Raw genomic sequence first — 15,232 nt, 5'->3', positions numbered from 1 at the left:
CGATTCTTATGGATGTGATGAAGACTCTCTTCCTAAATCCGCCCTCCTACGATGACTTCGACGGAGGCGCCGGTTCTCGCTATCAGGCAACTCGCGAAGTCTGGTCCTTTTGGTATCCAACGTGGCTCGCGTATCCCGCCGGCATGATACCCGGCGCACGGCTGCTGGACGCACCTCCGCACGGCTATACCGTTGAAAAGACGATTGACGAGGCAAAAGGTTACGACCTGGTCGTGATTCATACTTCAACGCCTTCGCTCAGAATGGATCTGCGGACGGCGGAATCGATCAAAGCTGCCAATCCCGACGCAATAATCGCGATGGTCGGTGGCCATCCTACTGCGCGTCCCGACGAAGTGCTGAAGCTTTCGACCGCCGTCGATATCGCCGGACGTAAGGAATTCGACCACTCGATGGTCGAAGTTGCCGAGGGCCGCGACTGGAGCACGATCGGCGGAATCTCGTATCGCAAGAACGGTGCGATCGCGCACAATCCGGATCGACCGTCGCTCACCGACGAGGAGCTCGACAAGCTGCCGTTCGTGACCGAGGTTTACGACAAAAATCTCGACTACCTCAAGTATAACAGTCCCTACTGTCAGTATCCTTACGTTTCGATGTACACCGGGCGCGGATGCCCGGCGCGATGCACCTTCTGCCTGTGGCCACAGGTCACGCAGGGCCATCGCTATCGCGTGCGCAGCCCCGAGAACGTGCTCGAAGAAGTGCTGCAGATGAAGGCCAAGTTCCCGAAGATGAAGGAACTCTTCTTCGACGACGACACCTTTACCGCCGATCCCGCGCGCGCCCGGCGCATCGCGCAGCTGCTCAAGCCGCTCGGGATCACATGGTCGACCAACTCGCGGGCCAACGTCGATTACGAAACGCTCAAGATCATGAAGGACGGCGGCCTGCGCCTTTTCGTGATCGGTTATGAATCCGGCAACGCGCAGATACTCAAGAACATCAAAAAAGGCGTGGGACTCGATCGCGCGCGCCGTTTCACCAAGGACTGCCACGATATCGGTATCCTGATTCACGGCACCTTCATCCTGGGTCTGCCGGGCGAGAGCAAGGACACCATCGAAGAGTCGATGCGGTTTGCGAAGGAGATGGATTGCGAAACGATCCAGGTCTCGCTCGCGTCGCCCTATCCCGGCACTGAGCTGTTCGAATACGTCACGGCCAATGGCTATCTGGCCGTCGATCCGCTGCTCGACGAGTCGGGCTATCAGAAGTGCACGATCAAGTATCCGGGGCTATCCAACGACGAGATCTACGGCGCGGTGGAGCGTTTCTATCGCGGCTTCTATTTCCGCCCTCGCTATATTTTCAAGTCGGTAAAGAAAATGGTGTCCTCGCGGGAGGACGCCAAACGTATGCTCAAGGAGGGAATGCAATTCCTGTCCACGATGCGCCAGCGGCGCCATCAGATGGCCTCTCAAGCGGCGGCTTGACGCCACCTCGCCTAGAACTGCAGTTCATGTTCAAAGCGCAGAGCTGAAGCGGTACCGCGCTCACTAAGCGATGAACCTCGTGATCGATATCGCGCTTGCCGGTGTCTCAGTGTCGCTCGGCTATTATGTAGTAGCGACGATTCTGGCGCTGCGTTTCGCGCGCCGGCTTCGCACCCCGATTCCATCGCTGCCAAAAATTGCGCCGCGTGTTGCGATCCTGAAGCCGTTGCACGGCATCAACGAAAGCCTCGAAGCGAATCTTTCGAGCTATCTCGAAATCGCCTACCCGCGCGTCGAATACTACTTCGGTGTTTCTGACTACGAGGATCGTGCGACAGAGGTGCCCGTCGCGCTGCGTCCGCGCTATCAATACCAGAACATAACCCTGGTGGTCGGCGAGGAGCCCGGCTGCAGCAATCGCAAGATCGCCAAAGTGATTAAGATGTCCGAGCGCGCGGACAAGGCTGAGATCCTGGCCGTCAGCGACGCCGACGTCGAAGTCAGCCGCGACCATCTGCGGCGTATCGTCGGCGAATTCGGCGAGGACGAAAAGATCGGCGCCGTCACGTGTGCGTATCGCGCGCGGCCATGCGGAACGTTCGCGTCGCGGCTTGAGGCGTCATTTGCCAACACCGATTTCTTCCCGCAGATTCTCGTTTCCGAAACGATCGAGCCGATGCAGTATACGATGGGCGCAACGATGGCGTTCAAGCGCGAAACGCTACATTCGATCGGTGGCTTTCGCTCCGTCAAAAACATGCTAGCGGACGACTATTTCCTTGGTCAGTTCGTCTCGCAGCGCGGCTGGAAGATCAAGCTGTCGAGCTCGATCGTGACGCTGACCTGCGAAGAGCAGACCTTCGCCGAATTCTGGAATCATCAACTCCGCTGGGCCCGGACCTATAGAACGGCGCGCCCGATCAGTCTGTTTACGATCTTCACGCACGGCCCGTTTTGGGGGATCGTGCTGATGCTCGCGGCGTTGTTCAGCCCCTTTGCGATCGCGACCTTCGCCGCGGTCATCACGGCCCGCGTCGCGATGTCCTCGATCATCTCCCGTATTCTGAAGCTGCCGAACCCGTTGCGCGATTCATGGATCGTGTTGCTCAAGGATTTCGTGATGACGGGGATCTGGTTCGCCAGCCTGATCAGCAACCGCGTGCTATGGGGCGGTCGCGAATTTCAGATTCTTCGCGGTGGCGCGATGCGCGAGCTCAACGGCCATGAGACCCGTCCCGAACGCCTGAGCGCTTAAGTTTCCTGTTTCAGAGAATGCGCGGCCCCGATAGTCAGTTGCGATAACTGACTAATCGCGAGCGGGCTCGTCGGCGCGCACGTTGCGCCGACGAGCCCGGATCCAGTTTCCCACGCCGGAAGCTTAAAAGCCGAAGAAGAGGCCGAACCCTGAGGGCGGAGGTGCCGGCTGCGGTCCGTAATACTCATAGGGCTCGGGCGCCGTGTAATATCCAGGCGACGGCGCATAGTAGTAATCGGGAGCGGCATAGCCACCGTGCCAGTGACCATGGTGATGCCAGCGGGCACTGGCGGTGCCTACCGACATCGCGCATGCCAGCCCGATGAGCGAAACGCCAAATAGAATCTTCGTGACCGTGTGCCGTAATGGCTTACGTTCGATGCTGTCTTTCATAAAGGCTCCATTTCAATCGCGGCGTCGGGTTACTTCTGCGCGGTCTCGCGCGCCGAAGCTCGGGCTTTGCTGCGGAACATCGCGTCGGCCGTCGCCTTCTGGGAATCCGACAGCGTGTTGTAGAAAGCCTCGAATGCCGGCACGAACTTCTTCATTCCATCTTCGTGCGCTTCGATTACCTGTTCGTACGACTTGATGACATCGACGGCATTCATCGACTGCGCGTCGGCCGCACGCTGCTTCTCGAGATCCAGCATTGCCTGCGCGTTGTCGCGCATCACCTGGCACAGGTTATTCCACTGCGGCTCTTCAGCCTCGGTAATCTTCAGCTTGGTACGCAGTTCCTTGATGTGTGCCTCGACTGCAGCCGGCCCTGGAGCCTCTGTCCTCACCGCCTTCTCGGATGACGCGCTGGCGAGGACCATGTTGGTCTTGGGCTGGGCGTCCTGGGAATTTCCAGCGGCGAACGAAGGGGTGACAAAAACGACTGCACCTAGCAGGGTCGCCGCTACGGAAGCCGCTCGCGCGGCCGGATGTTTAACGAAAGAAATCATTTGCTTTTACCCCTGAACCGTTTGGTTTATGCGTTCCACACCGCGAGTCGCCGAAACTTTTTCGGTTTCAGTCGCGCGAGTGCCTATTCAATGCACAGGGGTGTAGTGAGCAAATCCGGGACCACCGCGAAAAGCTCAACAGTCTACGTAAAAATGTGAAGTAACTTGATGACGTGCGGGGGCAAAAAAATTCACGGCATCCGTGAATACCGCGACATTTCTACATGGTTGGAAAGAGGCACAAAAGGCTGCCCCGCCCGTCATCCGAGCGGGGCAGTCAGCAGTTTACTTCACGAGTTCAGACTCGACCGCGCTCGTCACCGCGGAATCTTTGGGTGAAATGTCAGGGGCGAAACGCTCGACGATCTCTCCGTTGCGATCGACCAGGAACTTCTCGAAGTTCCACATGATGTCGGTCTCATTCTTCGGTCCGAGGCCGTGCTTGTCGAGCGTCTGGCGCAACTGGCCGTCGGGATTTTTGCGCGAGCTCGGCCGGGTCTCGGTCAGGTAGCGATACAGCGGATGCTGCCCTTCGCCCTTGACGACGATCTTCTCGTACATCGGAAATTTCACGCCGAACTTGGTTTCGCAAAACTCCTTGATCTCGGCATTGCTGCCCGGCTCCTGGCCCGCGAATTCGTTGGCCGGGAAGCCCAGCACCACCAGGCCGCGGTCATGATACTTCTCGTGCAGTGCCTCGAGGTCCGCGTACTGCGGCGTGAGCCCGCACTTGGACGCAACGTTAACAATCAGCATCACCGAACCCTTGTGCTCGGCCAGCGAAGTCTCGCTGCCATCGATGCGGCGAACCTTGAAGTCGTAGAGCTGAGAACTCATGGTCATCCCTCCGGACGCTGTAATTCGATCGCCTGACGTTAGGACATCCAACGCAAAGTAGGCAAGAAGGGCAATGTAGACATTCGCACCTCTGCAGTGTAGTCCTCTTTGACCGTATGATGGCGTTCTGGCCTGCTCAACATTCACCCTTATCCCTATGAGCGCCGCAGGATCGTCAATCTCATCTCACGACCCATGGCTGCCGCGGATGACGCGGCGCGAAGTAGCCCTGCTCGCGGCCGCCTCTGTCGGCTTCGCTCTCGTATTCACGTATCCGCTGATGTGCGAAATCGTGTACCTCGGACCGGGGGTCTCCGGATGGATAGGGACCGGCCCGGTCTGGAGCCATCTGACTCGTCTGCCGCTCAATGGCGACTGGGACATGTTCGATGAACTTCGTTGGGCGATACATCAAACGATTACTCACTTCCATCAGTTTCCCTTCTGGAATCCGTACAAGTGCGGCGGGATGCCATTGCTGGGCAACCCTGAAGCCGTCGTTATCACTCCATTTCTCCTGGTTGATCTGATCGCGGGACCGACCCTCGGACTATATATCCAACTGGTTCTGCATCTGGCACTCGCGTTCGCAGGCGGATACGTATTGGCGCGCGTGATTGGGCTCGGGAGTGTCGCCGGGTTCGCGCTCTCGTCGGTGTTCCTCTCGACCTCCTGGATCTACCTGCAACTCTCGCTGGGCAACCTGACGCTCACATTTCCGATCGCCTACTGGCCCTGGATGCTGGCGTTGTTTCTCATTGGTCTTGAGCGCGCGAAGATTGCACCTCTAGCCGTGGGCGGCATCTTGCTCGCCCTGAGTGCGACTGAGGGCAACTATACGTTTGTGTATGCCGCGATGATGATCGCGCTCGTCGCCGTATCGATGGCGACACTCGAGCGAAGGATATGGCCGCTCATTGGCGCACTAATCATTCTCGGTTTTGGCGCGGCAATCGGCGCGGTCAAGCTGATCCCGGTTACGGGTACGCTGGCGCTCCATCCGCGGGTGGGATGGAGGGGTCCTGAAGATGATACTCTCGCGTGGATTCCTACTTTTCTATTCTCGCGGAACCAGGATTTGTTTCGTAATATTAAGGGCCTGTTCGTCTTTGCTTGCTACGGGGCATATATATCGCCGGTGTTCGCGGTGCTGGCGATTATCGGTGTCGCCGCCGGCAGGCTCAAGGCGATTCCATGGGTGGTCGCGGCAATAGTGTTTCTATTGATCGCGCGCGGAGATTCCGGGCCGTACTGCGCGCTGCAGCTTTTGCGGCGCCTGCCGCTGTGTAGCAATATCGCGTTTCCAACGCGGTTTATCTTTCCGTTTGTCTTTGCGCTCGCGCCGCTGGCTGCGGTCGGCGCGCACTTCCTGACCCAACGCTTCAAGCCATGGGGGTCGCGCGCAGTCATTGGCCTCATAGTTCTAGGACTCGGAGACGCTTGGATGGTCGGTCCGCCAAATCTACGCTACCTGTTTCACTTCTCCGTGGATTCAATCGCGCACAACATCCAGTTTCGGCAGTTCTGGTACAGCGACACTCAGACAATGACCGTACTAAACGAGGCAAATCTGGGCACGATTCATTGCTGGGGATACGGAGAAGATCTCGGTTCAAGTACACGTGTCTCGGGATTTAACCAAACTAACTATCGGGGCGAATACTATCTCGCCGGCCCGGGGGCGGTTAACCAGAGCAAATGGTCTCCGGCGCGGCTCGACTATCACATAGCAATACCATCGCCCACTCGCTTGATAGTTAACCAGAATTACTTTCCCGGCTGGCGCCTCGCGGACGGCTCGGGCGACATCGCCGATCACGGCGGTCTGCTGGCAATCGATTTGCCGCAGAGCACGCAGGATGTCTCGCTTAGGTATCGGCCGCCGCACTTTGCGCTCGCGTTTGCCATTTCGGTTCTCGGTCTGATGGCGACCTTCGTCTTGTGGATGAAAGGCTATTAGATTGGACCGCACGGCCGTTATCTCACGGCGCGAAGCACTGTGGCTGGCGGCCGCTTCCCTGGTCTTTGCGGCGGCCTTTCTTTATCCGACGCTCAGTCCCGTGGGCGAGCTCGGATCCAGTCTCGCGAACTGGATAACGCGTCCGCTCGCCTATGATCACCTGTTGCGATTGCCGTCGAACGGCGACGCCGATCTTTTCACCGAACTGCGATGGGTGCCGTACTGGACCGTCGTACATTTTCATCAGCTGCCGTTCTGGAATCCCTACAAATGCGGCGGCATGGGCATGCTCTCGAATCCGGAGTCGGCGATCGTCACGCCATTTTTTCTCCTTTACTTGATGTTCGGGATGGTTGCCGGAATCGATCTGGATATCTATTTGCACCTCGCAATTATGTTCGCGGGTGGATATTACCTCGGACGGATGCTTGGCCTGAACCGGATCGCCGCCACGGTCTGTGCGGTCGTATTTCCCGCCAGCTCCTGGTTCTACCTGCATCTCTCCGTCGGTCATCTCAACTTTCTGCCGGGCGCATATCTACCCTGGATTGCGGCGCTACTCTTCGAATCGATCGAATCGAACAAGTTCTTTCCGGCGGTGATCGGCGGATTACTGGCCGCCCTGACTTTGACAGAAGGCAATTACACCTTCTTATATACGACGATCGTGATCGCAATGGTCGCCGTAATATTGTCATTGATCAAGCGGAGTCCGCGGCCGTTTCTCAGCGGCGCCGTCATCGGCTTGTTCGGCCTCGGCTTTGCCGCGCTCAGGTTGATCCCGATGTCGCAGCAGCTCGCGATTTACCCGAAGCATCCGTTCGGCATCGAACCGATCTCGATGCAGTTGATTCGGAGTTTCCTACTGTCACCTGACCAGGATCTGTTTCGGCCGCGAATCGGATTCGAGTTCGCGTGGTGCGAATACGGTGCGTATATTTCTCTCGCTTTCCTCTTTCTCGCCGCAGTCGGCCTCGTCGCGCGGCCGGTCAAATCGCTGCCGTGGGTTTTGCCGGCGATCGTTTTCATACTGTTCGCACGCGGATGGACCGGCCAACATTCCTTCGTATTCATCCTACTTTATCTGCCGATGGGTTCGAGCACTGGATTAACGGGCCGCTATCTCATTCCCTTCGTGTTTTGCGTTGGTGTGATCGCCGCATACGGCGCGGACTACCTTTGCGCGAACCTGCGGCCACGAGGCGTGTACTTGGCGGTTACTTTACTGATCATCGGCACAATAGATAGCTGGATTGTCGGCGCACCCAACGCTCGATATCTGTTCATGTATCCGATCCAGCGGGCGCCCTATTCGGCAAGTTTCCGGCAGTTCTGGACCCTGAATACCGGGATGATGACAGAGATCAATCTCGCGAACATGGCCTCGGTGAACTGCCAGGGTTACGGCTACAACGACATCCCGGAAAATCCGCGCGGATACAACCAGAGTGGCTACCGCGGCGAATACTACTTGCTTGGTGGCGGAACGGTGAATCAGAGGCTGTGGACGCCGAATCGGTTGCGCTACGACGTCGATTTGCCAGGCCCAACTTCACTGATTGTCAACCAGAACGCGTATCCCGGATGGCACTCGATTGGCGACGGCGAGCTATACAGTGATGGCGGACTGATTGGCATTCGGCTGCCGGCCGGGCGGCATAGTATCGAGTTGATATATGTGCCGGACCGGATACTGTTGGCATTACTAATAACGCTGGTCACAATTTCGGCGGCGATCGTCATTTGGAAACTCGAAAAGACAGCCTAGGTAATGAACGCGATCTCTGGTTTGGCGTATGGGTCGTGCTCGCGATCATCACTACGCTCGCTATCTGGCGTCTGCGTGATTTCCCTTATCACCTGAGCTGGATCGACGCCTGGCATGGAATGTCCGAGGTGCTGCCCACGACGCTTTGGGCCACCGCCCGGATCTGGTTTTTCTGGGCCGCCAGCAGCGCGGTTCTGGCCGGCTTAATCTTACGAATCGATCCTGAAATCGAGTTGTTAGATGCGATCCTGGGCGGCGTCGGAGGACTGTGGGTACTCGGATATTTCCTCGGCGTAGTCCTGGGCCCGCTCGGGATGTTCAACACACTAACACTGTGGTCGATGCTCGCGCTCGGCGTCGCCTGGTTGTGCTTTCATCCGCCACCGCTTCCGCCGCTGCGCCTGAGCACCGGGCCGAAGCTCGCCCTGCTTGCGACTGTATTGCTGGCGCTGTCGATGGTGCCGCTGCAACTCGCATCGCCGGTCGCGCCGTTCATGGACGTTCTCGCGGTGCCTTCGTCTATCCAACGAATCATCACCTTCGGCGTGTATCTGCCTTTTGACAACGCCGCGTATGGAATCTGGGGACCGGCGGCGCAGACCCCGGGGCTTGAGTTGTTCCTGACGATGTTGGGATTAGGCGCCGATCTTCATGAAGGAGCGGGAGCGCTCGCGCAGTCGCAGGCGATGATGCCGATTTGCGCGCTTTTGATCTTCGCATGTTGGCGGCTCGGCAAAACGCTATTCAACGACAGCGCCGGCGGCTTTGCGGCGCTCCTGCTTTTCTGGACCTGCCTGTTCCGCCGCGCGCAGGGAGTGCGTGGCACGGCGAACGACTTCGCCTTGATCGGACTCGCGATCGCATTCCTGCTCGATCCGTCGCACCGGCGAAGCCTGATTGCGCTCGGCGCGATGATGCTCGGCACGGCAGTCGCCTCGCATTCCCTGAACGGGGCCTTTGCGATGATCGTCGCGGCGGCGGGAATTCTCTTCTGGCTAATGGAGCAGGACTATCGCCGATTCCTGGTTGGAATCGGCTGCCTCGCAGGGGCGACACTGATCGCAGTTCCTGACATCGTAATCTCAACCGCGCATGCGTTGCCTTACCTGGTGCTCGCACTTGCTATTGTCGCAGGCGCAGCGTTGATTGCGATGTCGAGCGAATTGCTCCCGCCGACTTCGCCGACCGGCGATCCAACCGCATTGCGCGTGCTGAATATAGCCCTGATTGCACTGTTTATACTTGTACTATTCGCGCGGCAATCAGAGGAGCGATTCTCGCTATTTCATAAGGTGGCGGAAGATTTGCCCCTGCTTTCGCTATTTTGCTTTGCCGGGCTGATCGCCGCGATTTTTGTTTCATGGTATGGCGGCGACGCGCCGATTCCATACGCGGGCCTCGCAGCGATCGCGCTTTCGCTGTTGTTCGCGGGCGAATATATCGATGCGCTCGCGCACATGCCGCAGTACCAATCGACAAAGATGGTGATGCTGTGGGATGTGGCTATAAAGCTGTGGGACTACTGGATTCCTTACTTCCTGGTGTTCCCGGCCGGATTTGTAATCTCACTCGCCTACGATCGATGGTCACGGCCGGCGGTTTTCTTCCTGGTCATGACGTTGCTCATCTACCCCTGGTATCAGTTCGACAACCCCGTCGATTACGATTCGGTTCAGCATTCGATTACTGAGCAATGGGCATTCAATCTTCACACCGCCGCGATAGGCTACTGGGCGGGTCATTCCGACCGGCGCTGGACTTTTGGCAATGACGAACGTCCGGTGATCGACATGCTGCAAAGCGAGATCGCCGCGGGGCGTATTACAACTGCGACACATATTCTGCACCTCGCGCACGATACGTCATCGTGGTCGCTCTTGCAGTTTCCAATACTCACTGGAATCGACGACGACCCGATGGAATTCGACCATCATCCAGATAACCTCTATCAGATGGGCGGCCGCGTGCGCGGCATGGATGAATTCGCCGCGGCAATCGCGGCCCGTCCGCCGTATATACTCGTCCAGGCCGCGCCTCCCGCGTCAGCAGGAAACTGGACCGACGGCTACGACCTGATAGTCGAGAGCGGCTACGCGCGCCTGTATCGGCGGCACGACCTTGCCACTTCACCAGTAAAACGCCATCGGTGGCGCGACCATCTCGTAGCCATCGTCGCGCTCATCGCGATTTTACTCGTTGTGGTTCGCTATCGGCGGCCCCGGCCGGAAGTGTAGGCGATGGACTTCGACTGGAACCGGGAGTAATTCTCATTCGACCGTAGCGACGCGCGCGGCTCGTAATGCGTTTCAAGAAGGCCGACACACGCTTCATTGGCGCGATACTCGCGCTGATGCTTTTGATTGGAGGCCTGCCGCTCACTGCCGGCATTGTTGTGCTTCCAGACTCGGGGCAGCCTTCGTTGAGTCTGGACTTATGCCATCCGCTCGAGGTTGCGGCGGCCGGATTCTCAGTTACGTTGGCGCGCCCTGCTCCAATGCTGCTGCGTCCGACGCTGCTTCCATTTGATGAAGCCTCGAGCGAGATCCCGCAACCGCGCGTCAGTTTGAAAATCACCCCGGATACGCCGCCGCCAAAATCTGTTTCCTGACCCGCCTATTCGTTTAACGGGATTGCCAGAGTCGCGGCGCATGACAACGTGCGGTGCCGCTTTAGCGTGGTGTGGACCTTCATCTTTGGGAGACAGGAAATGAGTCAGTCTTTTATTTCGGACAGAATTCGATCGTGGATCGGATTGACAGGGGTGGCACTGGGAGCTGCGATAGTTCTATCGATTTCCGGCTGTAGTCGATCCGATACTGCCAGCGATCAAACCACTGTTCTCACTGATACAAAGCTCGTCGATCAGAATGGCGATGCCGTTTCGCTCGCATCACTTCGCGGCAAGCCGATGCTCGTCGATTTCATTTACACCTCGTGCCCCGGTCCCTGCATGATGGAGACCGCGAAGCTCGCTAACGTCGCGCTCCGTCTAGGCGGCGAGCTCGGCCAGAAGTACACGCTGGTCTCGATCACAGTTGATCCCGAACATGACGGGCCCAAGCAGCTGCTCGACTACGCACGCCAGCAAGGCGCCGATCAGAAGGGATGGTACTTCCTCACCGGCTCGCCGAGCCAGGTCGATAGCGCGCTGGCCGGTTTCAAAATCATCCGCGAGCACGAGCCAAATGGCGAAGTCGGCCACGTCGTCGAGATGGTGATGGTCGGCGCGGATGGCAGCATGGTGCACGAGTACAACGGCGAAGTCGTCAAAGCGCAGGACATTGTTGACGATCTCAAGAAGACGGGCGGCAACGGTTGACGATCGTGAAACGAAAAATCGCGATCGCCGCGCTGATATCCGTCGCGCTCGGGACGATTTACTTATGGCATTCGCGTGCGTCACCGCAGCTCGCGTCTGGCGACCCGCCGATGTGCGTCGGTGGCCGATGCTGCTGCGTTCGCGATCCAGTTTCGAAGACGAGTAGCGATCCCGATCGGCTGACGCTCGATCCGAACCAGTTCGTCGGCGAAGTTAAACAGGCCTACGAATTCGCCGGCGAGAATCCCGCGCTGCTCGCGCAGTTGTGGTGCTATTGCGGCTGCGACAAGACCGACGGCCATAGGAACCTGCTCGACTGCTATCGCGGAAACCACGGCGCAACCTGCGCGATATGCACGGGCGAGGCGCTACTCGCCAAGCGGATGTCGGAGAACGGGTCGCCGGTCGAGCAGATACGCGAAGCGATTCGGGACAAGTTCAGCGGACGGGAATAAACGAAGCCCGGTTTAGCGCGAGGTCTCTTCGATCAGTCGCGCGCGCAGTGCCATGTGCGCCGACTTGAGGCCGGCCAGGATGCCGTCTTCGAAGTTCCATTCAGGATTGCTGACGAGGTCGGGGAAATCTTGCGGGTTGCGGATGTCTTCGGGCGTAACGCCGGGATGAATCCGGCGCGCCATCTCGAGCACCTTGTTCTCCTGCTGCGCGATCATCTGGAGCATCAGCCGATCGACCATCGTGAGCGTTTCCCGCGTTGCGCCCGCCATGAGCGAATCGTAGCCGGTTTCGTGCGCGCTTCGCCAACCTGCGCGGCTAGGAAATCAGGTTTCTTGGCGGTCATTGCGTGTTAGACTTGGCTACACAGGCGGGAAAACACGATGCCCAATGAATTGATTGCTCCCGATAAGTTCTTCCTCAACCGATTTGGAATGAACGAGCGCGCCCTCGAGCGAATCCTGGGCGCAGCGCTGGAACGCAAGGCCGACTACGCCGACCTCTACTTCGAGTATCGCAGCAGCGAAGGAATCGCGCTCGAAGAATCGATGGTCAATCATACGAGCAAGAGCGTGAGTCATGGTGTGGGGGTGCGCGTATGCGCCGAAGATCGCACCGGCTACGCCTACTCCGACGAGGTGACGATCGACAGGATGCGCCTGGCGGCCGAGGCGGCGCGCGCGATCGCCGACCAGCGCAGCGCGAATCCCGGCGCGATCCAGGTCGGTACTCCGGTCGCACGGCACAATCTTTACGAAATCGAAACGACGCCGCTCGAGATTCCGCTCGAAGATCGCGCCAAGCTGCTGAGCGAGATCGATCGCGTGGTGCGCGCGCATGATCCGCGCGTCAAAAACGTGATGGCCTCGATCGCCGCCGAGCGCAAACTCGTGATGGTCGTGAACAGCGACGGCAAGATCGCCGCCGATATCCAGCCGCTGTGCCGCCTCAACGTCACCGTGATCGCCGAGGACGGCAAGAGCCGGCAGATCGGCAGCTACGGCGGCGGCGGGCGCGTCGAATACGGCTACTTCCTCGAGAACGAGCGCTGGAAGGAGTACGCGCTCGAAGCAGCGCGCCAGGCGATCATCAACCTCGACGCCGACGATGCGCCCGCGGGTGAGATGGTCGTCGTACTAGGACCGGGATGGCCGGGGATTCTGCTCCACGAGGCGATCGGCCACGGTCTCGAAGGCGACTTCAATCGCAAGGGCGTGTCGGCGTTTTCAAATCGAATCGGGCAAAAGGTCGCAAGCGAACTCTGCACCGTTATCGACGACGGCACGATTGCGAATCGCCGTGGCAGCCTCAACGTTGACGACGAAGGCACACCGACAACGCGCACGGTGCTGATCGAGAAAGGAATCCTGCGCGGCTATCTCCAGGATCGCATGAACGCGCGTCTCATGAAGATGGAACCGACCGGCAATGGCCGGCGCGAGAGCTTCGCGCATTCGCCGATGCCGCGCATGACGAACACTTTCATGCTCGCCGGTGAGTCGCATCCCGACGACATCATCAAGTCGGTCAAGCACGGGCTTTACGCCGTGAGCTTCGGCGGCGGCCAGGTCGATATCACCAATGGCAAGTTCGTGTTCTCCGCCAGCGAGGCGTACCTGATCGAAGACGGTCACGTCACCCGGCCGGTAAAGGGCGCGACGCTGATTGGCAACGGCCCGGACGTGCTGACCCGCGTCACCGCAGTCGGCAACGATCTCGCGCTCGACGCCGGCGTCGGGACTTGCGGCAAGGACGGACAATCGGTGCCGGTGGGCGTCGGACTTCCCACAACTCGCATCGACGGAATCACGGTCGGCGGCACGCGCGCGTAAGAGGTTCAGATACGATGGCAACGATCGATCAAACGCTCGTCGAGTGGGCCCTAAGCGAGGCCGCAAAGCACGGCGCGACCGCAGCGGAAGTCCTGTGCATCTCGGCGGAGTCGCTGTCCGCGGGAGTCAGGCTCGGCGAGGTCGAGAAGCTGAAGCATTCGCGCGAACGCCGCCTGGGCCTGCGCGTGTTCACCGGACAATCTTCGGCGACCGCCTCGACGGCGGAGCTCGAGCGTGATTCCCTTGCCGAGTTTATTGCGCACACCGTTACGATGGCGCGGCTCACTTCGCCGGATCCATGGTCGGGATTGCCGGACCCGTCGCTGCAAGCGAAAACGTTTCCCGAGCTCGAGCTGGTCGATGGCGAGCAGGGTCTCGTGAGTGCCGACGAAGGTTTGAAGCTCGCCCGTGCCGCCGAGCGTGCCGCGCTCGGCGCCGACTCGCGTATCAAAAATTCCGAAGGCGCAGAGTTCAGCTCCGGCCGCTACGAAGTCCTGTTCGCAAATAGTCAGGGCTTCAGCGGCGACTACGCGGGGACGTCATACTCGCTCGTGTGTGCTCCCATCGCGCAGGATGCCGACTCGATGCAGCAGGGCTTCTGGTACACATCGAACCGCAAGTACAACCGCCTCGAGGAGCCGGAAGCCGTCGGATTGATGGCGGCCAAGCGAGCGCTGCGCCGCCTCGGCGCGCGGAAGATCAAAACGACCCATGCGCCCATTGTCTTCGATCCCGACATGGCCGCGGGCCTGATTCGCTCGATCGCGGGTGCCTCTTCAGGACCGTCTTTGTATAAGGGCGCTTCATTTTTGATCGATCGCCTGGGCGAAGAGATCGCCGCGCCATGCGTCACCGTCATCGACGATGCGCTCATTCGTGGTGGTCTTGGCTCGAAGCCATTCGACGGCGAAGGACTACCGACTAATCGCAAAAATCTGGTCGAAGGTGGCAGGCTTGCAACATATTTGCTCGATTGCTACTCGGCGCGAAAGCTCAATCTGAAGCCGACCGGCAACGCTTCACGCGGCGTCGGCGATGCTCCTTCAGTCTCCACGACCAACCTGCATCTGGTTCCGGGAGGGTACACGCCGGAACAGATCATTGGCTCGGTGAAGAGTGGACTATACCTCACGGAACTGATTGGTATGGGCGTTAATATGGTTACCGGCGATTATTCTCGCGGTGCCGGAGGAATCTGGATTGAGAACGGTGAGCTGACTTATCCCGTTCAAGAGATAACGATCGCGGGAAACCTCAAGGAAATGCTTAAGAACATAGAAATGGTCGGGAACGATCTTCATTGGCGTTCATCGACGGCGTCACCGACCGTGAAGATTTCTGAAATGACTATCGCAGGAGCTTGATTCAGTCGATTTGTTGCAAATTTGCACCATCGCGCTTGAC

The 15,232-nt window shown here is 58.8% G+C and carries 14 protein-coding genes; 10 read left to right on the top strand and 4 right to left on the bottom strand.

The window, feature by feature from the left end:
- Positions 1 to 17: 17 nt before the first annotated feature.
- Both hpnJ and hpnI read left to right on the top strand, forming a co-directional pair.
- A complete protein-coding gene (gene hpnJ, locus VMA09_09085; protein ID HUA33744.1) occupies positions 18 to 1,457 on the top strand; it encodes a hopanoid biosynthesis associated radical SAM protein HpnJ in 1,440 nt (479 codons plus the stop codon).
- Between the two features lie 70 nt (positions 1,458 to 1,527).
- Positions 1,528 to 2,712, top strand: coding sequence for a bacteriohopanetetrol glucosamine biosynthesis glycosyltransferase HpnI (gene hpnI, locus VMA09_09080; protein ID HUA33743.1), 1,185 nt, complete (start codon positions 1,528 to 1,530; stop codon positions 2,710 to 2,712).
- 123 nt (positions 2,713 to 2,835) lie between these two features.
- On the opposite strand, the gene VMA09_09075 is transcribed toward hpnI, so the two are convergent.
- From VMA09_09075 to VMA09_09065, 3 genes are all read right to left on the bottom strand, one after another.
- Positions 2,836 to 3,018, bottom strand: a complete 183-nt coding sequence (locus tag VMA09_09075; protein HUA33742.1) for a hypothetical protein — start codon at positions 3,016 to 3,018, stop codon at positions 2,836 to 2,838.
- Between the two features lie 116 nt (positions 3,019 to 3,134).
- Positions 3,135 to 3,659, bottom strand: a complete 525-nt coding sequence (locus VMA09_09070; protein ID HUA33741.1) for a Spy/CpxP family protein refolding chaperone — start codon at positions 3,657 to 3,659, stop codon at positions 3,135 to 3,137.
- Positions 3,660 to 3,944: 285 nt separating this feature from the next.
- A complete protein-coding gene (locus VMA09_09065; GenBank protein HUA33740.1) occupies positions 3,945 to 4,496 on the bottom strand; it encodes a glutathione peroxidase in 552 nt (183 codons plus the stop codon).
- A gap of 208 nt (positions 4,497 to 4,704) precedes the next feature.
- Here VMA09_09065 and VMA09_09060 point away from each other — a divergent pair, with 208 nt between their 5' ends.
- The 6 genes from VMA09_09060 to VMA09_09035 all read left to right on the top strand — a co-directional run bounded on the left by VMA09_09060 (position 4,705) and on the right by VMA09_09035 (position 11,998).
- A complete protein-coding gene (locus VMA09_09060; GenBank protein ID HUA33739.1) occupies positions 4,705 to 6,456 on the top strand; it encodes a hypothetical protein in 1,752 nt (583 codons plus the stop codon).
- A gap of 1 nt (position 6,457) precedes the next feature.
- Complete coding sequence (locus VMA09_09055; protein HUA33738.1) at positions 6,458 to 8,224, top strand: hypothetical protein; 1,767 nt, start codon at positions 6,458 to 6,460, stop codon at positions 8,222 to 8,224.
- Positions 8,200 to 10,458, top strand: a complete 2,259-nt coding sequence (locus tag VMA09_09050; protein HUA33737.1) for a hypothetical protein — start codon at positions 8,200 to 8,202, stop codon at positions 10,456 to 10,458. The genes VMA09_09055 and VMA09_09050 overlap by 25 nt, the downstream gene beginning before the upstream one ends.
- A gap of 65 nt (positions 10,459 to 10,523) precedes the next feature.
- Complete coding sequence (locus tag VMA09_09045; protein HUA33736.1) at positions 10,524 to 10,832, top strand: hypothetical protein; 309 nt, start codon at positions 10,524 to 10,526, stop codon at positions 10,830 to 10,832.
- A gap of 153 nt (positions 10,833 to 10,985) precedes the next feature.
- Entirely contained in the window at positions 10,986 to 11,543 is a 558-nt protein-coding gene (locus tag VMA09_09040) for an SCO family protein (protein ID HUA33735.1), read from the top strand.
- A gap of 5 nt (positions 11,544 to 11,548) precedes the next feature.
- On the top strand, positions 11,549 to 11,998 hold the full coding sequence (locus tag VMA09_09035; GenBank protein ID HUA33734.1) for a CYCXC family (seleno)protein: 450 nt from the start codon (positions 11,549 to 11,551) through the stop codon (positions 11,996 to 11,998).
- A 12-nt stretch (positions 11,999 to 12,010) separates the two neighbouring features.
- On the opposite strand, the gene VMA09_09030 is transcribed toward VMA09_09035, so the two are convergent.
- Positions 12,011 to 12,268 (bottom strand): hypothetical protein, encoded by a 258-nt coding sequence (locus tag VMA09_09030; GenBank protein ID HUA33733.1) that lies wholly within the window; start codon positions 12,266 to 12,268, stop codon positions 12,011 to 12,013.
- Between the two features lie 111 nt (positions 12,269 to 12,379).
- Here VMA09_09030 and tldD point away from each other — a divergent pair, with 111 nt between their 5' ends.
- Both tldD and VMA09_09020 read left to right on the top strand, forming a co-directional pair.
- Positions 12,380 to 13,828 (top strand): metalloprotease TldD, encoded by a 1,449-nt coding sequence (gene tldD / locus VMA09_09025; GenBank protein ID HUA33732.1) that lies wholly within the window; start codon positions 12,380 to 12,382, stop codon positions 13,826 to 13,828.
- A gap of 14 nt (positions 13,829 to 13,842) precedes the next feature.
- Positions 13,843 to 15,192 (top strand): metallopeptidase TldD-related protein, encoded by a 1,350-nt coding sequence (locus VMA09_09020; GenBank protein HUA33731.1) that lies wholly within the window; start codon positions 13,843 to 13,845, stop codon positions 15,190 to 15,192.
- Positions 15,193 to 15,232: the final 40 nt, after the last annotated feature.

This window comes from Candidatus Binataceae bacterium (genome assembly GCA_035508495.1).
GTDB lineage: Bacteria > Desulfobacterota > Binatia > Binatales > Binataceae > JASHPB01.
This window is presented reverse-complemented; position numbering and strand designations above follow the sequence as displayed.